Origin of the sequence: Psychrobacter pacificensis (genome assembly GCF_018336615.1) — a bacterium.
GTDB classification, from domain to species: domain Bacteria; phylum Pseudomonadota; class Gammaproteobacteria; order Pseudomonadales; family Moraxellaceae; genus Psychrobacter; species Psychrobacter pacificensis.
The window spans coordinates 2,070,746-2,095,394 of record NZ_CP048752.1; the positions used below are offsets into that span (position 1 = coordinate 2,070,746).

21 protein-coding genes are annotated in these 24,649 nt (G+C 43.0%); 4 read left to right on the forward strand and 17 right to left on the reverse strand.

Annotation, left to right across the window (positions count from 1 at the left end; all coding sequences use genetic code 11):
* Positions 1 to 109: 109 nt before the first annotated feature.
* The 3 genes from hscB to fdx all read left to right on the forward strand — a co-directional run bounded on the left by hscB (position 110) and on the right by fdx (position 3,207).
* Positions 110 to 691: a Fe-S protein assembly co-chaperone HscB gene (gene hscB / locus GYK50_RS08715; protein ID WP_071003518.1), complete on the forward strand. Its 582-nt coding sequence runs from the start codon at positions 110 to 112 to the stop codon at positions 689 to 691.
* A 210-nt stretch (positions 692 to 901) separates the two neighbouring features.
* Positions 902 to 2,782 (forward strand): Fe-S protein assembly chaperone HscA, encoded by a 1,881-nt coding sequence (hscA, locus tag GYK50_RS08720; RefSeq protein ID WP_212563701.1) that lies wholly within the window; start codon positions 902 to 904, stop codon positions 2,780 to 2,782.
* A gap of 86 nt (positions 2,783 to 2,868) precedes the next feature.
* Complete coding sequence (gene fdx / locus GYK50_RS08725) at positions 2,869 to 3,207, forward strand: ISC system 2Fe-2S type ferredoxin (protein ID WP_058024187.1); 339 nt, start codon at positions 2,869 to 2,871, stop codon at positions 3,205 to 3,207.
* 102 nt (positions 3,208 to 3,309) lie between these two features.
* On the opposite strand, the gene GYK50_RS08730 is transcribed toward fdx, so the two are convergent.
* The 5 genes from GYK50_RS08730 to GYK50_RS08750 form a co-directional block, all read right to left on the reverse strand.
* Positions 3,310 to 4,734: an adenylate/guanylate cyclase domain-containing protein gene (locus GYK50_RS08730; protein WP_212563702.1), complete on the reverse strand. Its 1,425-nt coding sequence runs from the start codon at positions 4,732 to 4,734 to the stop codon at positions 3,310 to 3,312.
* A gap of 338 nt (positions 4,735 to 5,072) precedes the next feature.
* Entirely contained in the window at positions 5,073 to 5,504 is a 432-nt protein-coding gene (locus tag GYK50_RS08735; RefSeq protein WP_212563703.1) for an HIT domain-containing protein, read from the reverse strand.
* A gap of 168 nt (positions 5,505 to 5,672) precedes the next feature.
* Positions 5,673 to 9,383 (reverse strand): transcription-repair coupling factor, encoded by a 3,711-nt coding sequence (gene mfd / locus GYK50_RS08740; RefSeq protein ID WP_212563704.1) that lies wholly within the window; start codon positions 9,381 to 9,383, stop codon positions 5,673 to 5,675.
* A 206-nt stretch (positions 9,384 to 9,589) separates the two neighbouring features.
* Positions 9,590 to 10,105 (reverse strand): ribonuclease E activity regulator RraA, encoded by a 516-nt coding sequence (gene rraA / locus GYK50_RS08745; protein ID WP_212564534.1) that lies wholly within the window; start codon positions 10,103 to 10,105, stop codon positions 9,590 to 9,592.
* Positions 10,106 to 10,201: 96 nt separating this feature from the next.
* Entirely contained in the window at positions 10,202 to 10,903 is a 702-nt protein-coding gene (locus tag GYK50_RS08750; protein ID WP_212563705.1) for an NAD-dependent epimerase/dehydratase family protein, read from the reverse strand.
* Positions 10,904 to 11,367: 464 nt separating this feature from the next.
* Here GYK50_RS08750 and rpsT point away from each other — a divergent pair, with 464 nt between their 5' ends.
* The gene (rpsT, locus tag GYK50_RS08755) at positions 11,368 to 11,634 is read left to right on the forward strand and encodes a 30S ribosomal protein S20 (protein WP_071003512.1); all 267 of its coding nucleotides are present in this window, start codon (positions 11,368 to 11,370) and stop codon (positions 11,632 to 11,634) included.
* Between the two features lie 142 nt (positions 11,635 to 11,776).
* Here rpsT and GYK50_RS08760 read toward each other — a convergent pair whose 3' ends face one another.
* The 12 genes from GYK50_RS08760 to GYK50_RS08815 all read right to left on the reverse strand — a co-directional run bounded on the left by GYK50_RS08760 (position 11,777) and on the right by GYK50_RS08815 (position 24,530).
* Positions 11,777 to 12,613, reverse strand: a complete 837-nt coding sequence (locus GYK50_RS08760) for a histidine phosphatase family protein (protein WP_212563706.1) — start codon at positions 12,611 to 12,613, stop codon at positions 11,777 to 11,779.
* A 154-nt stretch (positions 12,614 to 12,767) separates the two neighbouring features.
* The gene (locus GYK50_RS08765) at positions 12,768 to 13,565 is read right to left on the reverse strand and encodes a metallophosphoesterase (protein ID WP_071003510.1); all 798 of its coding nucleotides are present in this window, start codon (positions 13,563 to 13,565) and stop codon (positions 12,768 to 12,770) included.
* 214 nt (positions 13,566 to 13,779) lie between these two features.
* Positions 13,780 to 14,478, reverse strand: coding sequence for an orotidine-5'-phosphate decarboxylase (pyrF, locus tag GYK50_RS08770; RefSeq protein ID WP_093068898.1), 699 nt, complete (start codon positions 14,476 to 14,478; stop codon positions 13,780 to 13,782).
* Positions 14,479 to 14,551: 73 nt separating this feature from the next.
* Positions 14,552 to 14,959 carry a lipopolysaccharide assembly protein LapA domain-containing protein gene (locus GYK50_RS08775; RefSeq protein ID WP_071003508.1) on the reverse strand — a complete coding sequence of 136 codons (408 nt, stop codon included), beginning with the start codon at positions 14,957 to 14,959 and terminating at the stop codon, positions 14,552 to 14,554.
* Positions 14,960 to 15,016: 57 nt separating this feature from the next.
* On the reverse strand, positions 15,017 to 15,322 hold the full coding sequence (locus GYK50_RS08780) for an integration host factor subunit beta (RefSeq protein WP_058024195.1): 306 nt from the start codon (positions 15,320 to 15,322) through the stop codon (positions 15,017 to 15,019).
* Positions 15,323 to 15,630: 308 nt separating this feature from the next.
* Positions 15,631 to 17,319 (reverse strand): 30S ribosomal protein S1, encoded by a 1,689-nt coding sequence (gene rpsA / locus GYK50_RS08785; RefSeq protein ID WP_071003507.1) that lies wholly within the window; start codon positions 17,317 to 17,319, stop codon positions 15,631 to 15,633.
* A 300-nt stretch (positions 17,320 to 17,619) separates the two neighbouring features.
* On the reverse strand, positions 17,620 to 18,387 hold the full coding sequence (cmk, locus tag GYK50_RS08790; RefSeq protein ID WP_212563707.1) for a (d)CMP kinase: 768 nt from the start codon (positions 18,385 to 18,387) through the stop codon (positions 17,620 to 17,622).
* A 188-nt stretch (positions 18,388 to 18,575) separates the two neighbouring features.
* Positions 18,576 to 19,136: a tRNA adenosine(34) deaminase TadA gene (gene tadA / locus GYK50_RS08795; protein ID WP_420070452.1), complete on the reverse strand. Its 561-nt coding sequence runs from the start codon at positions 19,134 to 19,136 to the stop codon at positions 18,576 to 18,578.
* 12 nt (positions 19,137 to 19,148) lie between these two features.
* A complete protein-coding gene (locus tag GYK50_RS08800; protein ID WP_212563709.1) occupies positions 19,149 to 19,886 on the reverse strand; it encodes a uracil-DNA glycosylase in 738 nt (245 codons plus the stop codon).
* A 167-nt stretch (positions 19,887 to 20,053) separates the two neighbouring features.
* Entirely contained in the window at positions 20,054 to 22,600 is a 2,547-nt protein-coding gene (gene clpA / locus GYK50_RS08805; protein ID WP_212563710.1) for an ATP-dependent Clp protease ATP-binding subunit ClpA, read from the reverse strand.
* A gap of 627 nt (positions 22,601 to 23,227) precedes the next feature.
* Positions 23,228 to 23,623, reverse strand: coding sequence for an ATP-dependent Clp protease adaptor ClpS (locus GYK50_RS08810; protein ID WP_083328960.1), 396 nt, complete (start codon positions 23,621 to 23,623; stop codon positions 23,228 to 23,230).
* Between the two features lie 157 nt (positions 23,624 to 23,780).
* Positions 23,781 to 24,530 carry a hypothetical protein gene (locus tag GYK50_RS08815; RefSeq protein ID WP_284719219.1) on the reverse strand — a complete coding sequence of 250 codons (750 nt, stop codon included), beginning with the start codon at positions 24,528 to 24,530 and terminating at the stop codon, positions 23,781 to 23,783.
* Positions 24,531 to 24,649: the final 119 nt, after the last annotated feature.

Here is a 24,649-nt window from a genome sequence, read left to right on the forward strand (position 1 = left end):
GATGCACCCGTTGTGATGAATCAATACAAAAGATATAAATGCACTAATATATTTGGTAGAAGCACCAGATTAAGACTTTAAAAACAAATAAAAAAGCAAGGCGTAAGATATGACAGATACGATTCCAGAAACACAATTTGATAACTTCTTTGCCCTATTTGAGCAACCTGTACAATTTGAAGTCAATCAAGACAGTCTCGATCAGCATCTACGTCTGCTACAAAAACGCTATCATCCTGATAATGTTGCAAAGAATCTAGCAGATACTAAGCAAGCCAAGCAGCAATCAGAGCAGTATTCTGCCGTCATCAATCAAGCCTACCAAACATTGAGTGCACCTGATAGCCGTGCTGGTTACCTACTAGGTATGGCTGATCAAGCGCAAAATCTAGAACACTCCATCGCAGACTTGGATTTTTTAGAAGATGCGATGGAAATGCGTATGGATTTAGATGACGCTATTGTAGGCAAAGACCTTTTAGCCTTGCAGCAGCTACATCCTCAGATTACATCGCGCTTGGCAAACCAGTCTCAGCGTTTTGAGACTGCTTACCAAGAGCAAGATTGGCCAACGGCGATTGATGCGACACAGAAATTGAAGTTTTTGGTCAAATTGAATGCTGATGTTACAACGGGGCTTGATGACGTCGCCACTGCTGCACATTCAGATGACGATGACCTATACGTCTAGATAGCTGTGCATGATGTATCTTACTTGAAAGCTAGATTCTAAATATTTGGTTAAATTAGTATCAACTATACCGTATAATCTCTGATTTTGAGCATGCTTAACTGCCAAATTCCTCTATTTTGAGAATAAATAGATAGCGGTTAAGCAGTCATACTGAACATGCCATATTTGCCTCATTACACTTATTCATTTTATCTCTGAGTTATTCTTATGTCTTTAATGCAAATTGCCGAACCCAATCAAAGCGCTCAACCTCATCAACATCGTTTTGGCCTAGGTATTGACCTTGGTACGACACGCTCACTGGTCGCTGTAGTACGTTCAGGCAAGGCGCAAGTCTTAGAAGCAGGCGCAGCATCAGATACCTTGCTGCCTTCTGTGGTTTATTATCCAGCGACAGGTAATCCATCGGTCGGCTATGATGCCCTAGCGCATTTAGCAGACGATCCCAAAAATACGATCGTCTCGGCTAAGCGTTTTATGGGTCGCAGTCAAGCAGATATCAAATTCTCGCATCCTTATGAGTTGTCTGGTAGTACAGATGATATGCCAGCATTTGTCACGGCTCAAGGTGAAGTGTCACCTGTCGAAGTATCAGCGCGTATATTAGCCGCGCTTGAGCAACGTGCAGCGAGCGCACTGCCTGCAGACAGCATTGAGGGTGCCGTCATTACTGTGCCAGCTTATTTTGATGAGGCACAGCGCCAAGCCACTAAAGATGCTGCGCAAGCGGCTGGTATCAACGTACTTCGTCTATTGAATGAACCAACGGCGGCGGCGGTCGCTTATGGTCTTGACCAATCATCAGAAGACAACAATAAAGAAAATTACTATCTTATTTATGATTTGGGCGGCGGTACTTTTGATGTATCTATTCTGAAGTTGAATGATGGTGTCTTTGAAGTATTGGCAACTGGCGGTAATAGCGCACTGGGCGGCGATGATATTGATCGTCTGATTACCAACTGGATTATTAAACAGTTAAATATAGATCCAAAAGACGTAAGCCTGCATAACAAATCAGTACTCGCACAAGAAGCTAAAGCTTACAAGCAAGCGCTGACTGATGCTGAGCAATTGGATATCAATGTCACTGTCAACGGACAAACCTATCAAGGTGTATTGCGCCGTGAAGACATCCTTAATATCGTAGAGCCTGTTAGTCGTCGCACGTTAAGCGTATGTGAACAAGTCCTGCGTGATGCCAAGCTGACTGCCACAGATTTAGACGAAGTGATCTTAGTAGGCGGCTCAACGCGTATGCCTGCCATACAACAAGTCGTGACTGAATTTTTTGCCAAGCAGCCTCTTTGCCGTCTGAATCCAGATGAGGTTGTTGCCTTAGGCGCTGCTCAAACTGCTCACCAACTGGTGAATGGTGATAGTAACAACAATTTGTTGTTATTGGACGTAACGCCATTATCATTAGGTCTTGAGACCATGGGTGGTTTGGTTGAAGTACTCATCCCACGCAACACGCCTATCCCTGTCAAAAAACGTCAAGTGTTTACCACCTATCAAGATGGTCAAACAGGCATGGTGATTCATGTGGTACAAGGTGAGCGCGAAACAGTAGAAAACTGTCGCTCGCTTGGCCGCTTTGAGCTGTACGGTATTCCGCCAATGAAAGCTGGGTTTGCTCGTATCGAGGTCACTTTTAGTATCGATGCCAATGGTCAGCTGACTGTTAGTGCACAAGAAACCACGACCAAGACAGAAAGCAAGATCGAGATCGTGCCTTCTTATGGTTTGTCTGATGAGCAAAAAGAGCAGTTGCTTGTTGCCGGATTTAAACATGCAGAGGAAGATAAAAACGCACGCTCTTTAATCGAAACAAAAGTAGAAGCCGAGCGTGAAGTATTGGCTCTAGAATCTGCGCTGAACGAGTTTGCAGCACTGCTTTCTTCTGATGAGCAGCACACGTTAGCGGAGCACATACAAGCCCTGCGTTCTGCTCTTAGCACTGATGACTTGGCACTTATCGAAGCACAGCAAGCACAGCTTAAGCCGCATAGTGATGCCTTTGCTGCTCGCATTATGAACCAAAGCGTTCAAACCAGCATGGCAGGCACTAGCGCCCAAGATTGGTAAAATCCATACTCAAAATGATAGCTTAGTTATGATACTAAGCTACTTTCTCTTATTTTTTAGATTGATTAGCATTGGACAAATAATTTATGCCAAAAGTTACCGTACTACCCCATCACGAAATCTGCCCAGAGGGCGCAGAAGTTGAGCTACAAGCTGGTCAGAATTTGTGCAAAGCGTTATTAGAAAAAGGCATCAAAATCGAGCATGCCTGTGAGATGTCAAAAGCTTGTACTACTTGTCACGTTGTCGTACGCAAAGGGTTCAATAGTCTAGATGAGATGGATGATGTAGAAGCTGATCTACTTGATCGTGCTTGGGGCTTAGAGCCTGACTCACGTCTGTCTTGTCAGGTCATGCTTGATGATGAAGATCTAACCATCGAGGTTCCAAAATACACATTGAATCATGCAAAAGAAAATCATTAATATGATCAGTACAAACTACTTATAAGTTACAAAAAAGCCAGCTATTAAAATATAATAGCTGGCTTTTTTTATACTCAATATTTCACGATATGACTTCCCAAATCATGACTTTTTGTTAGCACTATGACGTTTGCTTTCTTCAGCGATGCTCTGTGCCAATTTTTCTTCTTCTTGTTCGATACGCTCAAGCGCAAAGTTTAGACGACTCCTGATATCTTGATAGTCATTGTCTTTCATGTCTTTAAAATTTAGATGCAAGTTAAACCCTGGCAAGGTGTGATCTACCCATTTAGACAAATGACCTTTATTAGCATCAGGGTCAAGTACTTGCCATGCATTTACCTTGTCATCAAAGCCTTTTAGCTGAAGTGCTCCAACATGTTGACACTCATAGTTATGGCAAACATAATCATAAGTGCTTTCACTGACCAATATCTCATCTTTGCCAGCATTCGATTCGAGTCTTGACGCCAGATTAGCCTCTTTACCAATCAGTGTGTAACTAAGACGATTGTTGCTACCAAAATTGCCCACGTGGCAATAACCAGTTGTGATACCAATACGTATATATAACCCCTCAAACCCCATCAGCCGCCATTTTTGACGCAATGTACGCATCTCGCGGCGCATATCTATCGCCATTGCCACGCAATCCAGAGCATCTTGACGTGAGCCACGGCTATTAGGCTCACCGAAAAAGCACACCATGCCATCACCAATAAATTTATCAAGTACGGCACCATGTCTGTCAGCAATTAACGTCATGCAATGCATATAAGTGTTCAAAATATCAGCCACGTTGTCAGCACTTAAGCTATCAGACAGATCGGTAAAGCCCACAATATCTGAAAACATAATAGTCAGCTTGGCACGTTTATTCGACACACTAACAGGGCTATCAGATCTAACAATTGGTTCCCAAATTTGCGGCGGTACAAAGCGAGTCAACTTATTGATGACCGACACCATGGTACTCAAACGTCCTCCGGCTTTAGAGGCACTTTCTTTATAACCAATATACTCTTGATACGTACTGCGAAACTGATACAAAATAACCATTATGCTTGCTAGCAATACGGTGGGAGGCACCCAACCTTCATTACAGTTCAATCCTTCGTTGTCTAGTATTGTACTGACATAATAAAAGACAATAGATGTCACCAATGCTACAGTAAATAATCTTAGACCGTTATCGACACCACTGACGATCATACGTACGCCGATTAAGGCTGCCAAACTGAGCGATATCACCGTACAAAACTGTATTGACCCAATAACGACCGCAAATAAAATAACGACCATATTAGACGTCCAAAGACTGGTTTGGCGTCGATAGTTATAAATCAGAATCATCAGGCTAGGTAGTAGAACGACAACCAATAACGCCATTGAGGTAGGACGAAAATTGTAATGCGGGGCGAGTAATATGACAGTAAGAATTAAAACAAAAACTTCTGGATAGTCGAATTGACAGATTTCACTACCTTTTGACAATAGTTTTGGCTTTAACATCTCTATAAAAGGCATATTGAATTTCACTTAAATGAGATAAGCTATCAGAGAGATAAAGATATATAAGAACAACACACGCAAATCACCTATCTTAATGATAAATAAATAATTACAAAAATATATTATACTTTCTAAATTAAATGAAACCTAGGTCAGTGGTAGCTAAAAAAATACCATCTATCATTTATCAAGATGACAAATTTTCTGGATAAACAACTGACAATGTTTGATTGTTACAGAAAAAAGCCAGATATGACGAGTATCTGGCTTTTTTCTGTCGCAATAGTTTATGAAAGATGCTTCATGAATAATGCTTTATAGATGAGGTAAAGCAATTCAAAGTTAAAAACGGATTACATCTGCCAATCAAAAGGCATTTGATGATGACCACGTAGCGCCATCATTAACGTCTGCTGCATTTGTGCCAAGACTTCTTTGGTATAAGGAACCGCAGGAACTCCCCATACTGGATTTGGCCATTGTATATCATTTTGATAACGAACAATATGATGAAAATGAAGCTGCGGGACTTGATTACCAAGCGCGGCCACATTCATTTTATCTGCTTGGAAGGTTTTGGCTAGCTGACTCGATAACCAGCTTGACTCACGCAAGAACTGCGTTTGGTCTGCCTCAGACAATTCGTACAGCTCTTTGATACCCGATACGCGCGGTACTAATATCAGCCAAGGAAACTGGCAGTCATTGATCAAACGACAAGTAGATAATGGAAAATCACCCACTAAGAAACTATCAGCAGCAAGTTTATGATGAAGTTGGAACATAATGACGGTTCTCTTGTTGTTTAATGCAAATAAAAGTAGGTACAAAGTATAGAAGAAAAAGCAATCCGGTTATTTTATCAGTTATCCTTGCGATAAAATAGCGCCATACACTATTGCGTTTGTGTGGATTGTCTTAGCAACCCCGATGATGGCTCTCACTGATCAACTCTAGGCCGCTTCTGTCACCATATGCTCACTAAAATAACGTAGAAGATCTTGGATAACAGAGACTCGCTGTTGAGGCGTTGCCAGCTTCTCGCTATGTTGATAACGAATACCAGATGCCCCATTCATGCGGTAGTGCTGTCCATCTGACTGGATCAGTTTGATAATAGCCAAAGCATCAATAGGGGTATCTGGTGCAAACTCCAACGTCATACTATTACTATTGGCATCAATTTTGTTAATCTTCAGCGGTTCTGCTTGCAAGCGCAGCCCATGAATGGCAAATAGCTGCTTGGTCTGGTCTGGCAATGCACCGAAACGGTCTATCATTTCGGTACGAATATCCGTCAACGCTTCTTTATCATCTGTATTGCTTATACGTTTGTAAAACAATAGGCGCTGATGTACGTCATGTAGATAGTCTTCTGGAATAAGAGCAGAGCTATGCAAGTTAATCTCACTGGTCAGCGATAGTGGCGTATTCAAGTCAGGCTCTTTACCAGCCTTGATCGCCTTAGTTGCACGCTCCAGCATATCCATATATAAGCTAAAGCCAATCGCCTGCATATTACCGCTTTGCTGCTTACCCAGTATCTCACCTGCCCCGCGAATCTCTAGATCTTCACTCGCCAGCATAAAACCTGCGCCGAGTGTATTGGCGCGTTCAATTGCATGTAGACGACGCTTGGCATCGCCTTTGAGACCTTTGAGAGAAGGCACCAATAGGTAACAATATGCCTGATGATGACTGCGACCTACGCGGCCTCGTAGCTGATGCAGTTGCGCCAGACCAAACTTATCCGCACGCTCAATGATAATAGTATTGGCATTTGGTACGTCGATACCTGTCTCAATAATAGTAGAGCACACCAACACGTTGAATTTTTTATGATAAAACTGCTGCATGATTTGCTCAAGCTGGCGTTCTTGCATCTGCCCATGGGCGACCCCTACTCGCGCTTCAGGTACCAGATCACGAATAGTTTCTGCCATACGCTCAATACTAGCCACATCATTGTGGAGCAGATAAACCTGCCCACCACGTAACAGCTCGCGCAAGATAGCTTCTTTCATCAAGGCATCTGTCTTTTGCATGACAAAGGTTTTAATAGCCAACCGGCGTGCAGGCGGTGTGGCAATGATTGACATATCACGCATGCCTGAGAGCGCCATATTAAGCGTTCTAGGGATGGGCGTCGCGGTCATAGACATACTGTCTACATCTGTCTGAATCGCCTTGATACGCTCTTTATGACGCACCCCAAAACGGTGCTCCTCATCGACAATCATTAGCCCAAGATTGGCAAACTTCACGTCAGGCTGCAATAGTTTATGAGTACCGATCACAATATCGACTTTGCCATCAGCCAAGTCCGTCAAGACCATGTCTTGATGTTTTTTGCCGCCAAAGCGTGACAGGCTCTCAATACGCACTGGCCAATCAGCAAATCGATCGCGGAAATTGTCTTCGTGCTGTCCTGCGAGCAATGTGGTGGGCACTAATACAGCAACTTGATAGCCAGCACTGACGGCAATAAAGGCCGCTCGCATCGCTACTTCTGTTTTACCAAAGCCAACATCACCGCAGATGAGGCGATCCATTGGCTGGTTTTGTCTCATGTCTTCCATAACCGCATGAATGGCATTGGCTTGGTCAGCGGTCTCTTCAAACGCAAACTGACTGGCAAACAGCTCGTATTGCGACGGATCTATTTTAAAATGAATACCAACTTTGGCCTCACGACGCGCTTGCATATTGAGCAGCTCTGCGGCGACATCGTGAATTTGCTCCAAGGCCTTTTGCTTGGCTCTATCCCATTTGCCACTGCCGATCTTATGTAATGGCGCTAACGCTGGATCGCCGCCACTATAGCGACTGATCATTTGTAGATTGGCGACTGGCACATAGATACTGGCATCATCGTCATATTTTAAATGAATGAACTCTTGCTCACCATCGCCCACATCTAGCGTGATTAGGCCGTTATAACGACCAATACCATGCTCGATATGAACGACTGGGCTGCCATCTGTTATCTCAGTGACGCTCTTAACCAAGAACTCCTCTGATACACCGCTTTGGCGACGACGACGCGTCTGTAAGACTTGACGACCAAACAGCTGCGTTTCACTAATCAACACCAAACGTTCAGGCACGTATACGCCGCGCTCAATCGGTGCCACAGTCAGACCGACATGTGGTAGTCGAGCATTATTCATAGCGCTCGTCTTATCTGCTGCTAAAAATGCTTCAAAGCTATCATATGCTTTGATATCAATCTTACCCTTAAACAGCTCAATAAGAATCTCACGGCGACCAGCAGTCTCTGCCACAACTAATACTGGCGTTGCTGTTTGTTGTTGAACGTGTAAAAAGTCGAGCAATTCAGTTAATGGCTCAGATTTCTGATGATTGACTGCCAGCTCTGGCGGCTCTTGCGCACTTAATGTCACCAAGCCTTGCTGCTTAGTAGGCGTTAATGGCAGTTGCGGCTGAGATGGGTCGTTACCTTCTAGCGCTGCTACGTCATTTGTCGTAGCCAGCTCATCGCGTGCGCTTAATATCACTCGTGGATATTGATTGAGCTGCTCGTTAAGAGCGTTGGATAATAAGTATAAGAGCGCAGGTTCGACGATAGGCTTGTCAATATCATGGCGACGCTCTTCATAGCGGCGCTGGATTTGTGACCAATAGTCCGCCTGCTTTTCGTGGATCAGCTCATCCGTGATAAACAACGCATCGCTTGGCAAATAAGAAAACAATGTACTTTCTTCTTGCCAATCTTTTAAGTCAAAAAATAGTGGCTGATAATACTCCAGTCCGCTACTCGCGATACCTGCCATTACATCTTTATGCAACTCAGACTTGCGGCTACTGGCATTAGGGAACATCGCCGCAAAATTCGTGCGAAATGTCTCTCGCCCTTCATCCAGCGGAAACTCCTTTGCTGGTAATATTTGGAACTGTTCGATAGGTTTAGAGATATCTGGCAATTTGTGCAGCAGCGACAGTGACTCTTTGCCCATGCTGGTATCATTGCCTGTCAACATCGCTTTGAGGTCATCAGCGGTCAACGTGCGCTGGGTTTGCGGATGAAAAAAACGAATTGTCTCAATTTCATCGTCAAATAAGTCTAAACGCAGCGGAAAAGGCTGACCCATAGCAAAGATATCGATAATGCTGCCACGTACAGCGAACTCACCAGGCTCAAAGACATTATCAACCGCTCTATAACCCGCCTTTGCCAAAAGCCCACGTTGCGTATTGATATCAAAACGATCACCAACGCTCAAATCAAAATGCTGTCCGATCAACCAACTGGGCGGTGCGACGCGTTGCATCAATGTCTGTATTGAGATGAGTAGCACGCCTGATCTCGGCATATCCGTCAATAGGTTGATGCGTTCACTAACGATGTCTTGGTGCGGAGACAGCTCATCATATGTCAGTGTCTCCCAGTCAGGGAATACGTAAGCATCGACGCCGCAAAATGCCAGCTCAGTTTCTATCTGATTGAGCTGATTTTGGTCGCGTGCCACCACGACCTTTAGGCGCTTGGCAACATTCCACATAGGCGTTTGAAACAAGCTTGCCAGCCATAAGCTACTGACCGCACCATGGACAGGCGCAAGCCAACGCCGCTCGGCATTTTGTATAGGGAACAACTGCTGGTTAATGGGATCAAACGCGTCAGTCAAAGCAGTGATAGGCATAAAGAATAGGATCACAGTTAAGGAGTCAGAAAGCTATTATACGAATATTTGAGCAATTACCAAAACTTATGCCGTAACGGTTTGTCACGTAAAAGCTCACTCATTCATGATCGAGAATTGATAACGGTTATTAAGCTTTAACTATCATTACATAAAAAACCCCAACTGATAGGCTGAGGTTCTCATTCACACTGGTTAAACCAAGTTCAAATTAACGGTTTATCACTAGCGATAATGCCATTGTTGTCAGCATAGACAAACATTCCCGAGTTCAATATCAAATCACCAAAGCGGATTTCGATATCCGTTTGACCTTCATCACGGCGAGTTGATTTGCGCGGGATGCAACCAAGTGCCATCACACCAAGATCCATCGCTGCCATGTCATCAACATCTCGGACACAGCCATATACGATAACACCCGCCCAGCCATTGTCGATGGCCGACTGTGCAATCATATCGCCGAGCAAGGCACAGCGCATAGAGCCGCCACCATCGACGACCAACACCTTACCATCGCCAGCTTTGTCTTTGCCATCACTATTCAATAGTGATTTGACGCGGCTATTGTCTTCAAAGCACTTCACCGTCACGATTTCACCGCAGAATTTATCTTTTGCACCAAAATGACGAAATACCTTACCTTCAATATTTGGTAGACATACTTGCGACTCAGGATTGGCGTCCAGTAAATCACATGTGACAAAGTTCTCTTTATTCATCTCCATCCTTTTTACTCCTTATTATGAGTGATTAAGCTGCTTGATCTTGTAATACATGGTCATACTTGGCTGTAGTCTTGACTCAAAAATAATGCTTTATTTTTTCACGCGAGTCATTGCAAGCATCTTCTTATTTTCAATGATCTCTGTATGTTCAATCTGGGGTTCTGTACGGTATTTACGACGATGATAGAGCTCATGAGCACTCATCGCCATTGCACTAGCGACGCGCTTAGCCGAGATAGGATGTAATGAGAGTGACTCTGAGACTAAAGGCGAGATAAGCTTAAAAGCTTTTTGACCAATGCTCTCGAGTGGACGCCCTTTATGCTTGCCTAGTAATAACGACGGTCGAAATATCACCAGTTGACCAAAGCCTAGTGCCGTAATAGATTGCTCCGTCTCTGCCTTGACTCGATTGTACAAAAAGCGGCTGTCAATATCGGCATTCATGGATGAAAGTAGAAAAAAGTTTTCTACCCCTTTGTCACGGCATAGCTTAGCAAAGTTAACATTGTAATCATGGTCTATCTTTCGAAAAGCCTCATCACTGCCCGCTTGTTTTTTGGTGGTGCCAAGACAACTAAAGGCATCTGTCGTTCGATCCGCACCAACGCTCGCAAACACTTCAGAGAGATTATCAAAGTCATTAACCTGATAAAAACGCATGCTGGCATTAATATAGCGTGGCGGGCGCCGAGCGATCACAATCAATGTATCATAGAGCTCACTCAGCTGTTTTACCAAATGCTGCCCTACCAATCCTGTTGCGCCAATCACAATTGCTTTTCGCTGCATACCCTATCCACTTATATAACGTTAGAGGTTCTATATTGATGAAAAGTAACCTATATCAAGGCCTACCATTAGGATATCATACCTAAGTTCATGAATAACTGACGCTATTATGTATGATATATTGTAAGAGATTTTATCAATCAGTTGCGCCTATTGATGTCTGCTATTGATTTAGATACCTTAATAAACCAAAATTCATGAGTTTACAGTACTTCTTTACGCATTAATCATCAAATATATTGTCCTTAGCGCAATAATTTGCTAAGATAACCGGCTTTACACGTCAACGCTGTTTAATTATTCCAAACAGTTCTGGCGCTTGCGATGATCTATTTGTATTAGATACTTTAATATTAGACATCGACATCATGTTTGACGAGACGGCTGCTCGTCACCGATGATTGTTAAACCCATTATTGCAATCAACATTCATATTTTTATCTGTCTTTATCAAGGAGATACGCGTGGCTAATACTGCACAAGCTCGTAAACGCGCCCGTCAAAACACCAAACGTCGTCAGAACTCTGCGTCACAACGCTCTATGGTTCGTACTTACTTAAAACGTGTTGATGCGGCTATCGAAGCTAAAGATTATGACGCGGCTACCGAAGCTTACAACAGAGCGGTACCAGTTATTGATCGTATGGCTGACAAAGGTATTATTCATAAGAATAAAGCTGCTCGTCGTAAGAGCCGCCTAAACAAAACAATCAAAGGCCTACAAGCTTAAGATTTGTCTTGTCTAGACCGCATGACGCTTTTATAGCGTCATGACTAAAACCTTGCTACTGGTTCTCATACTGGGGCAAGGTTTTTTTATGCCTACTCGATATATATCTAGTGGAGCGTCATTACCATTTTTTGATGAAATCTTATGTCCATTGCACCCCTGGTGGTAATAGCAGTTTACTTGGGTGATACCCTGCTGCACGATACCCATTCAACAATGAACTAATCGGACGTGTATATACTTGACCACGCCAGATAAAATGCGCATTTGCCTGATCAAAAGGTTTATCATCAAACCACAAGAACACCCCTTCCATCATTTTTGGCCAATCATTCCAATCGATCTCTTCCACATCGAACATCACGGCTAAGAATGCAGACAACAAAGTATCATGACTGACAGCCAGCATCAGATGCCCATGCTGTGGCTGGTTTTGATAAAAGAGCGAGAGAATATCAAGGCCACCTTGATAAGCATTTTTGGTGCCTTCAAGATTGCCTTGCAAAAAGCGATTGATAAAATTGAGTACACCAATCTCTTTAAATATTGGGTTCGCTATTTCAGGTTCAGTAACGAGGCTACCAGGCTCAACCAGCAGTGACTGATGCGTAATATCACGCTTTAGACCTGCTCCTTCCTGCATGAGCTGCGCCGTATCGATACAGCGTTTAATGGGGCTTGAGATGCTATCAACATCGAGTGAGTATGGGAGGTGACCTGCTAACCAACGACCCCAAGACTTAGCTAGTACGCGGCCTTTAGGCGTCAGCGGCAACTGATAGCTGGCAAAACCATTGCCGTCAGAACGCTCACGCAAAGAGTGTCTGGTAAATAAAATCAGCCGCTCATTTTCAGGTAATAGTCTGACCGAAGAAATCATACTATCTGGCAGATGTGAAGGCGCAGGCGCACTTGGTGTGTGACTCGCAAGCTTGTCAGCAGAGACTTTTGATAAGGTGCTATTAAGATATTTACTCATAGTAGCAAGCGTAGCAGATTTTTTGATAGGAATGAACAACTGACAAGTCTAGTTGCACTATATCTTGTAAATATCTTGTCATACAAGGAGTGAGCTTGTTTTTAAGAGAACTAAGCGAAGATAAGTAACATGGCTTATCTACATAGATCCTCAACTAACCGATATCAATAACTTTATCCCACGCAAATGCTAACGCCGTACTGCTAATCTCATTAGGATAAGCCCTAGGATTGACAATCACTCGCGTATTACCTATTCGATAATCGAATGCTTCATGGGTATGACCATGCACCCACAAAGTCGGTGCCCAGTCCTCATGCATCCACCCAGACAAATCACTAACAAAGGCAGCATTGCTTGGTAAATTAGCATATTTTTCAGACACCGATAATGCACTGACACTATGATGACTCATGACGACCGTTTTTTTGCCCAGTGCTTTGGCAGTGATTAGTGCTTGCTGCAACCACTGACGATGCTCTGAGTGAATTTGCATGGAAACTTCAGGTGAGAACATCTCTTTACCTGCATATATCTGCTTATAATCACGCATAAAATGCCTAGCAGCAGCCATAGTATCTTCATTGGCATGATATTGATAATCCGTCCACAGTGTGCAACCTAAGATTCGTATATCACCAATATCAATATACTGGCACTGTAAGACACAAACCCCTTTGTTAGAGGCAGCATCATAATTGTCCCAAGTCGCCAACTTTTGGTCAAAACTTAGCACATCTTCGTCAAAATATTCGTGATTACCTGAGATTGTGATCAGAGGAACTTGTAAGCGTGCTGCCTGCTCTTGTAACCACGGCATCCCTCTATCGCTGTTGGCAGTGTCTCCCGCTACTAACACGATATCTGCGTCAGTTTTAGGAATATGCCCAATAGGGCGTGACTGGCGTGCATAACTATCAATATGTAAGTCACTTAGTATTTGTAATTTCATATAATTCAATATCGTCCAATAGTATCATTATCAGCCAATCGGTAACGTTAGCGTATTTTAATAGGCCAGCACTCCTTTTAATAGGCTGCATAATTGGTTGCAGATCAGCCTACTTATAAAACCTCTCAGGTAGTGTAACAGCTTTTTTCTGTCTGAAAAAAGTAAAAAAAGACAGCGATTTAGGCTGTCTTTTTTATTGTATTGCTATTAAAACTTAAATGCTTTGTAATATTCTATTTAGCTTCTCGGCAGGGTTTTTGGCTTGAGTGATTGAGCGTCCAATCACCAAATAATCAGAACCATCTAACAATGCTTGACTTGGCGTACAGATACGCTTTTGATCATCAGCATTGTCGTCTGCTAGTCGAATGCCTGGTGTGACCAATTTAAAATCTTGACCGCATAACGCTTTAAGCGTTTTCGCTTCTTGAGCAGAGCATACTACCCCATCTAACCCAGCTTGCTTGGTCAATTGTGCCAATCGGCTCACCTGTACGTCTAAGCTATCAGTGATACCCGTTTGCATCAATGCGTCACTGTCCATAGAGGTCAATACAGTCACCGCGATGAGTAATGTATCAAGGTTATTATCTATTAAACGCTGTTTTGCCAAAGACATAGCCTCTAGACCTGCACTAGCATGAACATTGACCATCCATACACCAAGCTCGGCAGCAACTAGTACCGCTTGAGCAGTAGTGTTAGGAATATCGTGAAACTTCAGGTCTAAGAATACCTCAAAGTTACGCTGATGCAGTGCCTTTACAATATCGGGACCACAGCGTGTAAATAGCTCTTTACCTACTTTGAGCCGGCATAACGCTGGATCCAATTGATCAGCTAATGCCAACGATGCTTGCAGAGTCATATTGTCTAAAGCAACAATGACGGGAGAGTTAATCATATTATTCATGGTTTTGCCGCATATCAGAATTATTCGAGCACTGTATTTTCAAAATCAACAACCATTTCTATGGCCGAGCAATTTAATCTCGCTTGCGCTTAGACAACGTACCACCTTCATTTAGATGCGTGTCTGTATTGTCTTGCATATCAATCGATCTGGCACCATAGACAGCCTCATCTACGGTTGGCGCATTAGCCTGACGGTCAATCACCACATTGGCTTGATTCAATTGCTCTTGTAGATTTGCATTTGCCTTTTGCAAACGTGAGATTTCCCACTTATTCTGTAGTACGCGGAATATAAGCAATGATAATAGAATACCAATAATGATGCCGAGTATTAGACATAGAATGAGCAGTAGTCCCAAATTCATTGTAGGCGCTTGCGAAAACAGTAAATTGACCCCGACCTCGGTATTATTTGCCAATACCAGACCAAGCGAGTAAGCAAAGCTCAAAAACAGCAATACGAATAATAAAAAGCGCATGAGACAGTTACCTCAGGTTGGAATGATAGTTTTTGGTCAGTCAATCATTAATGAATATTAGCTGTGTGCTACTTTATCATTGACTGCTTCACGTAATGCTTTACCTGGCTTAAAGTGTGGAATCGCTTTGGCAGGAACTGGTACGCTCTCCCCCGTTTTAGGATTGCGTCCGACACGAGCGCGGCGATGATGTAGACAAAAACTGCCAAACCCACGAACCTCGACTCGGCCATCATTGGCTAAAGTATGGGTCATCAAATTTAATATTTCGCGAACGGCGTCATCAACGATGGTATCTGCCATGTTGTCACAATTCGCACTCAAATTACTGATAAATTCGGATTTGTTAATCGCTTGCTGCATTATTACGCTTGCCTTGTTGATTGATGGATAAACTGATAATAAGTCAAAACAGTATTATCAACAGAAACACTAATAGCTCATATCAGAATAGTCTATTTGCACGAGTCATATCGCAACTCTAAATACACTGTCGCTCACATCTCGTTACTCAATGTTGCAAATGATAGCGGATATTGAGGAAAATAGGAATAAGAGTTTCCTTATTTAGCCAAAAATCTTACCTATTAATACAAATATCAAAACTTAATCATAAAAAAAGCGACCGAAGTCGCTTTTTTTATATTACTTTTATATCAATAACTTACAACTTACTGCATTTGCTCTTTGATCAAATCACCAATCGTTTTTGGCTGTGCATCAGAACCTGCAGCGGCAGTTGTGTTCGTGCTACCAAGATCTTTAATCGCTTGACGCTCTTCAGCTTCGTCTTTCGCTTTGATAGACAAGTTGATGTTGCGTGTTTTACGATCAACACTGATGATTTTTGCTTCAACGTCATCACCGACAGAAAGATGCTTAGTTGCATCTTCAACGCGGTCACGTTGAATTTCAGAAGCGCGTAGATAAGCTTCAACTTCGTCAGCAAGCTCAATAGTAGCGCCTTTAGCGTCTACTTCTTTCACTTTACCATTAACGATAGCACCGCGGTCATTAGCGACTAGGTATTCGTTAAATGGATCAGAGCTCAACTGCTTAATGCCTAGGCTGATACGGTTAGCTTCTGCATCTACAGACAATACCATTGCTTCAACGGTGTCGCCTTTGTTGTAATTACGGATAGCATCTTCGCCAGTTTCGTTCCAAGAGATATCAGATAAATGAACCAGACCATCGATACCACCGTCTAGACCAATAAAGATACCAAAATCAGTGATTGATTTGATCGTACCAGTGATTTTATCACCGCGCTCATGTTTCTTATCAAACTCATCCCATGGGTTAGCTAGAGTCTGTTTGATACCTAGGCTAATACGACGACGTTCTTCATCGATATCAAGGATCATTACTTCAACTTCATCGCCCACTTGAACTACTTTAGATGGGTGGATGTTTTTGTTGGTGTGATCCATTTCTGATACGTGTACTAGACCTTCGATACCTTCAGAAATCTCAGCGAAACAACCATAATCAGTCAAGTTGGTTACGCGAGCTTTAACAACACTACCCACTGGGTAAGTACCGCTAACGTTGTCCCAAGGATCAGTACCAAGTTGTTTTAGACCTAGGCTTACGCGATTGCGTTCACGGTCAAACTTCAATACTTTAACTTTTAGGTCTTGACCAACTTCAACAACTTCAGATGGATGCTTGATACGGCGCCATGCCATGTCAGTGATGTGCAATAGACCATCGATACCACCTAGATCAACGAACGCGCCGTAATCAGTAAGGTTCTTAACGATACCTTCGATCTCGATGCCTTCTTCAAGCTTGTTCAATAGCTCTTCGCGCTCAGCTGAGTTTTCAGCTTCCATAACTGCACGGCGACTAACAACAACGTTATTACGCTTTTGATCAAGTTTGATGACTTTGAATTCTAGCTCTTTGCCTTCAAGATGCGTTGTATCACGGATAGGACGTACATCTACCAATGAACCTGGTAAGAACGCGCGTACTGAACCGATATCTACAGTGAAACCGCCTTTAACTTTGCTTGAGATGATACCTTTTACGATCTCATCATTGTCAGCGATTTTTTCAAGGAAGTTCCAAGTTTCAACACGCTTAGCTTTTTCACGTGACAGCAAGGTTTGACCCATGCCGTTATCAACCGCTTCAACTACGACATCAACACTATCGCCAACTTCAACTTCAAGTTCGCCTTCTTCGCTTAAAAACTCTTCACGAGCGACGATACCTTCAGATTTTAGACCAGTATCTACTGTGATCCAATCGCTATCGATGGCCACAACAGTACCGTTAATCACCGAGCCACGCTCGATATCTAGGCCTGTTTCTTCGATGCTCGCTTCAAATAGTTCAGCAAATGATTCCATTATGTCTACCTTTGTATAGCCGTATCCTGTCCAGCACAGTACGGATCAAATTTATGATTGCATAAAACGAGAATACTGGTTTTATATCTTATGCAATCATATATAAAAACGTTTGTTGTTAATAAGCGCATATTTAAACTTACTAACAACAACTGTCTTACTTTATTCTATCAAACAAAATTTTATCAACCTAGCCTAATAAATAACTAATCGTTAAAAAACACTAACTTCCAACTGTACAATTCTACATTAAAAACAGGGACTATAGGAAATTTTTTAGTACTTAATATGTTGTTTTTATTAACTATTAAAAAACAGCCCTTTATCTTGACAATGTCTTTTTACTTGCTCGTAAACCGCATCAGCATCGAGCATTGAGCTATCAAGTAACAAAGCATCTGCTGCAGGTTTCGATGGTGCGGTGCTACGGTTCTCATCACGATCATCACGTTCTTTAATCGTCGCCAAAATCGAGTCAAAATCTGCTGCTTGCCCAGCATTAACTAGCTGGGTCACGCGGCGCTCAGCACGCGCTTCCGCGCTCGCCGTCAAATATACTTTCACATCGGCATCTGGGAATACAACGGTTCCCATGTCACGACCATCAGCGACAAGCCCTGAGCGTGTCGCCATATCTTGTTGCAACGTAAGCAGCGCTTGACGGACTGTTGGAAACACCGCGATTTGTGAAGCATAGCCGCCTACGGTCTCGTTACGTACCTGATCACCTACCGCTTGTCCATTTACGATGATATCTACGCGCCCTGACTCATTATTTGGGACAAAAGCTATCTTTAAGCTCTTAGTAAGCGCTAAGACTGCCGACTCATCGATTGGATGGCTGGCATCTGCTGTGATCAATCCAGCTTCGAATGCTTTGAGTCCTACGATTCTATATAGCGCCCCAGAGTCTAATAGCTGATAGCCCAACACTTGAGCTAAACGCCATGTGACCGTACCTTTACCAGCGCCACTAGGCCCATCGATACAGATAACCGGATAGCGTGCTGAATGGTTTACACTATCGTTTTTATTGAGTAGATCGTTATCAGATACGGAGACGGTCATAATACTTACTCAATAATAGTTGTTACCCGTATAGCTGTCATGCAATAGCAATGAAGCAATATTTACTAGTATATCAAATGCTTGATAGCAGGCTAAAAAATTCGCTACCAAATAGGGCGATATTATAGCAAAAAATCATCGCTACCACTAGCGCCCAAACTGATATCTTATTTATTAATCATTTTGGATTAAACGCTGCTTTTATTCTGTTTCGCTAATCGCCTACGCTCACGAAAAAACGTCTTTAGCAATTGACTACTATGCTCACTGCACAATCCTCTATGAACTTGGATATTATGATTATAAAAAGGCTGCATTGATAAGTCCATCTGGCTGCCTACCATGCCAGCACGTGGCTCACTCGCCGCATATACTAGCCTATCAACACGTGCATGAATAAGCGCGCCAATACACATCGTACAAGGCTCTAGTGTCACGTACAAAGTTGTCTGTAGTGGCAGACGATAATTTTGTAGACGCTGACAGGCCTCTCTTAACGCAACTATCTCAGCATGTGCCGTCGCATCATGGCAGCCAATCGGTTGATTGAACCCTTGACCAATGATCTGCTGATCATGCACCAATATAGCGCCTACTGGCACTTCACCCAGTTTAGCGCCTTGGCTTGCTAGTCTAAGCGCTTCTTGCATCCATTTACCATCTTGCAGTGTCCAAAACATAAGGGATGCAAATGGTATACCCTCAAGTTCGCTCGCCGCTGACAAATAAGGCGCTAAAGTTGTATTCATAGTATTTAGCATTTATTGCGGTAGCTGCCAGTCAATGGGCGTTCGGCCATACTGCACCAAGTAGTCATTGGTTTTAGAAAATGGCTTTGTCCCAAAAAATCCACCGCGGTTGGCAGCCAACGGCGAAGGATGCACGGCGGTCAAAATAAGATGTTTGTCGGTATCGATATACTTACCTTTCTTTTGTGCTTTACTGCCCCACAAAATAAATACGGTATGTTCTGTCTGCTCGTTGACCGCGTCAATGACTGCATCGGTAAACTGCTCCCAGCCCCTATTTTGATGACTGTTTGGTTCGCCTTCTCGCACAGTTAGTGAGCTGTTTAGTAGCAAAACACCTTGCTGCGCCCAGTAAGTTAGGTCACCATGTTTTGAGGGTGCGATACCGATGTCATCTGCCATCTCCTTAAGCAAGTTGTTTAATGATGGCGGCTTAGGAATCGCTTTAGGAACAGAGAATGACAATCCCATGGCCTGCCCTGGCCCATGATAAGGGTCCTGACCTAAAATCACCACTTTAACTTGCGATAAAGGCGTGAGATTAAGCGCATTAAACATCAACGGCGCGGGCGGATAAATGCTATCCCCTGACTGATAAGCTTCTTTCAAAAATGCGCGTAGGTTGTCCATATTTTCGGACGTTAACTCATCTGCTAATGCCGCCTTCCAGTCCTCTGGCAGACGGACATTGTCTAAAATGGCTTGTTTTTGCTCTGGTGTTTTGGTTGTCGGCTCGTCAAACAGCTCCATGGTATATCCTTTTATATTTATTATGAAATGAATGCTTAGTGATTGGCTTATTTTAAAGACTAATAGTAACAAAAAACCTTATGAGCTTTGTTGATGAATTATAGCAACAAAAAAACGGCTACCGTAATGTTGCGATAGCCGTTACTCTTATATCCAAACTAAATGTTTTAGCTAGCCACTGACTCAGAGTCTGAACGTGGCTCATGAGTCTCGACCACAGTCAAAACAATCCGACTATCCGGTGAACCTTTTTGCGAAGATTTATCTAACTTCACTGTATCATCGTCTTGCGTATTGTCGGCTTTAGGGGCTAAAGTCAAATGAACGACGCCGCCATTCACCAAGTCACCGAATAAAATCATATTTGCCAGTGGCTTTTTGATCTCGTCCTGAATCAGGCGCTGCATTGGACGTGCACCCATAAGGCGATCGTATCCTTTATCAGCCAGATAATCACGCACATCATCATCAATCTCTAATGTGACTTGCTTATCATCAAGCTGTACTTGTAGCTCAACCAAGAACTTGTCAACAACTGACACAACCACTGAAGTATCTAGTGGATTGAACTGAATAATCGCGTCTAGACGATTTCGGAACTCTGGCGTAAAGACGCGCTTGAGCGCCTCAGTGTTGTCGCGGCTATGATCTTGCTGAGTAAAGCCCATAGAAGAGCGACTGATACTATCAGCACCAACGTTGGTTGTCATAATAATGATGACTTGCTTAAAGATAGCAACACGGCCATTGTTATCAGTCAATGTACCATGATCCATCACCTGCAATAGCAAGTTGAAGACATCAGGATGCGCTTTTTCAATCTCATCAAGTAGCAGTACGCAATGCGGATGTTGATTGATCTTTTCAGTCAACAATCCACCTTGATCGTAACCAACGTAGCCTGGAGGCGCACCGATCAGACGTGATGCCGTATGCGCTTCCATGTACTCTGACATATCAAAGCGTACCAGCTCTACACCCAACAGATTGGCCAGCTGACGAGAGACCTCCGTTTTACCCACCCCTGTCGGCCCTGCAAACATAAACGAGCCAATCGGTTTATCTGGTGCTTTTAGTCCTGCACGAGACAGCTTAATTGCATCAGCAAGCGTGGTAATCGCTTCATCTTGACCAAACACTAAGTGCTTAAGATCACGATCCAAGTGCTCAAGAATGCTCTTGTCATCACTCGATACCGACTTGGGCGGAATGCGTGCCAGTTTAGCGATAATGGCTTCGATATCAGCGACATCGATTTTCATCGGTGGCTTTTGCGCTTTAGCAGATTTTAGGCCATCGGCAGACTGAGCACGGTCGTTTGCCTTTGCCGTCTCTGCTTCGTCTTGCATCTCATTATCACTGTCTGCATCGCTATCGATACCTTCGACATCAGCATCAATCTGTACATCAAAGTCTTGCTCTAAATCTGCAATAAAGCTCTCTTCAGCTTCAATATCCTCTACATCAGGTACCACACCCAGACGTTTGTACGCACCTGCCTCATCGATCACATCAATGGCTTTATCGGGTAAAAAACGCTCATGAATGTGCTTGGCTGATAACTGTACAGCAGTCACTAATGCCTCATCCGTGTATTCCACATTATGAAACTCTTCGTAGCGAGGCTTGAGGCCACGCAAGATATCGACGGCATCATCTACACTTGGTTCTTTCACATCGATTTTTTGGAAGCGACGTGATAGTGCATGGTCTTTTTCAAACACTTGACGGTACTCAGTAAAGGTCGTTGAACCAATGCAGCGCAGCTCACCATTAGCCAAGGCAGGTTTGATAAGGTTAGATACGTCCATATTGCTGCTCATTGACGAGCCTGCACCAATGATCATATGAATCTCATCAATAAATAAAATAGCATTGGGCTTTTTCTTCAGCGCATCAAGAAGCGATTTCATACGCTTTTCAAAATCACCACGATATTTCGTCCCAGCAATAAGCGAGCCGATATCAAGGCTATAAATCACGCAACCATTAAGTGGCTTGGGTGCCTTATCATTGATAATCAACCACGCCAAACCTTCGGCGATAGAGGTTTTACCAACGCCTGGTTCACCGACCAATAATGGATTATTTTTGCGGCGGCGACATAAAACTTGAGCGGCACGTTCAATTTCAGAAGCGCGGCCAATGAGTGGGTCTGTTTCGCCTTCAGCAGCACGCTGATTTAAATTGGTTGCAAACTCAACCAGTGGATCTTTGCTGGTTTTTTCAGACGCACTGCGGCGCTCACCAGTCATAGAAGCACGTTGCTCAGATGGCTCTTCTTTGTCTTGACCATGTGATAAATATTGGGTCAGCTCAAGACGGCTAATACCTTGTTTTTTGAGCAGATAAACGGCATAAGTATCATGCTCTGAGAACATAGAAACCAAAATATCAGAGCCTTCTACCAATCGACCACCGCCTATAGACTGCACATGAAAAATAGCGCGTTGCAAAATACGATCAAAGCTTTGCGTTGGCTGCGGTGACTGATCTGTATCTGCATCAACAGTTGGCGTGTGCTTATTGATATAAGCTTCAAGCTCAGTACGCAGTGCCGATATATTGGCATTACAGGCAGTTAGGGTATTGGCAGCGTGAGTATTTTCTAATAGCGCCAATAATAAATGTTCAACAGTAAGATACTCATGCGATTTTTGGCGCGCAAGCGTCATTGCTAAACGTAGAGAAACTTCAAGATGACGACTTAACATAACAACTTCCTACGGTTATATCTATCTTTATAATTGATAGTTTTATGAATGAGTTAGTAAGTAAATCAGGGCGATAGATCGATTGTTCAAGAGTAAGATTCGTATAATTAAAAAATCATGGATATATCATTTGGACCATAGACTGTGTGACGAATGCTGTAATCTATCTATCAGTTAGCAGTGATTGTGATAATTCATAGTCGCTTTTCTTTATATCAACACGATACTTCGACAGAGTCAATCTATTAACGCAGACTAAAGTGTATCAAAGCATACTACGAGTACATAACGAAGAATGTGAGAGCGACGAGAAGCTTAAAGAGCTAATGTGGATAAAAAATAAGTAGATGAACGAGGATATTAATAACGAGTGATCGAAAGGTTATAAAAATTATTGAGAAGCCTAGTTAGTATATAAGGATATATTACAATAAAATCAAGACTATAAGAGCGATATAATCACTGACATGCTTAATCAAATACGGGTATCTAAAGCGAGGCTGTAAAAATAGATGGCTTAGCTCACTTTGAGAGTGAGCTGCTATAACAACTGGATGAGAACAAAAAACGATTAGGTATGGCAATGAGAGCTGATGTGAGAATAAGATATAGTGTCTTGCTATCCTTTTACTCGCCTTGATGTGGCTCAATTTGGGTTAATAGTGGATAGCCCTCACGATGTGCCAAACTATTTACTTTTTTGGCCTTGGTCTCAGCGATGTCTTTGGGATAAATACCAGCAATACCTTTGCTACTATTGTGAATCGTTAGCATAATTTCGACCGCAGAGTCCATACTATGGCGGAACTCTGACTGCAAAATATAGACGACAAACTCCATTGGCGTGTAATTGTCATTATACATAACCACCGCATACATAGGCGGTTTAGCAATTTCTGGCTCAGCAACCAGCACATCTGCTTGCGGTGACGTTTCACCTTCTGTATCACCGTCCTGTGCGCGATGAGCAGGCATATTTGGAAAATGCCAATCAGCAACCGTTGGCGTAGCTTGTAATATCATTTTTTTCATCATAATCAAAGTATAATTATAAGGTAAGTTTGGAATAAGAGAGATTAGCTAGGCAGGCGATGAAATATCAAGCACTATGACTATATATAGACATGGTGCTTTGTTTTCAACTATATCATCGCTGTTTGGTATTTATTAAGACTTGTATCTAGGGAACAATCGGGCTTTCATCAACTTCTGGCAAGTCTAAAAGTGATGGTAGCATGTTATCAACCTTATCACCGAGCTTCCAATCGTACAATTGCTCTACTGTTTGGCCACCTGCTTGCAAGCTTAGTTTTGCTTGTAAAGGTTTAAAACCTGAGGGCATTATAAAACGACCGCGTATACGAACAATACCTTCGATCGCATAGCTTGCAGGATCTAAGGGAACTTCTACAAGGTCATCATTATTGAGTAACGTCAAGGTTGGCTGGAGTCGTTTGGCTTGACCGTCGCTACTGAGCATACCAATATCAAAACCATACTCAAAAGCATTTTCGGGCAGCGGTTCAATCTTAGCGCCCAATATTTGTAGCGGCATGCCACCTTTCTCAGCAATCACATCAGCATATATCTCATTAAGCTGTGAGACCTGCCTGTTTTCTACCGTCAGAGCTTGTTGATTTTCACGCAGCTCTTTTAGATTTGCGAGACTTATGGCCAGCTCTTGCTTGGCTGTCGCGGCTTGATTGGTCGCGATTTTATTACTAAGACGCAAATCTTCTAGCGCTTTTGTCGCTTCTTTACCATCGATAATCGCTTGCTGAGCTTGCGTTTCCATCGAATGAAAACCACGCTGATAGCCCAGCTTATGTCCGAATAGCAATCCAGCCACGGCAGTCACTAATATCACTACTACAAATAAAGCCAATACTAATGTAGACGCGCCTCGTTGAGTGCTACCGATATCACTCATAAAGCCATTACTATTTTTATCGGAATGCGTTTTGCACGCCAAGCCATATAGAACAGAATCTTGACACGATAGACGTGATGACTTTAAAAAAAAGCGTCGTTCAAGTTTAACACGCATTT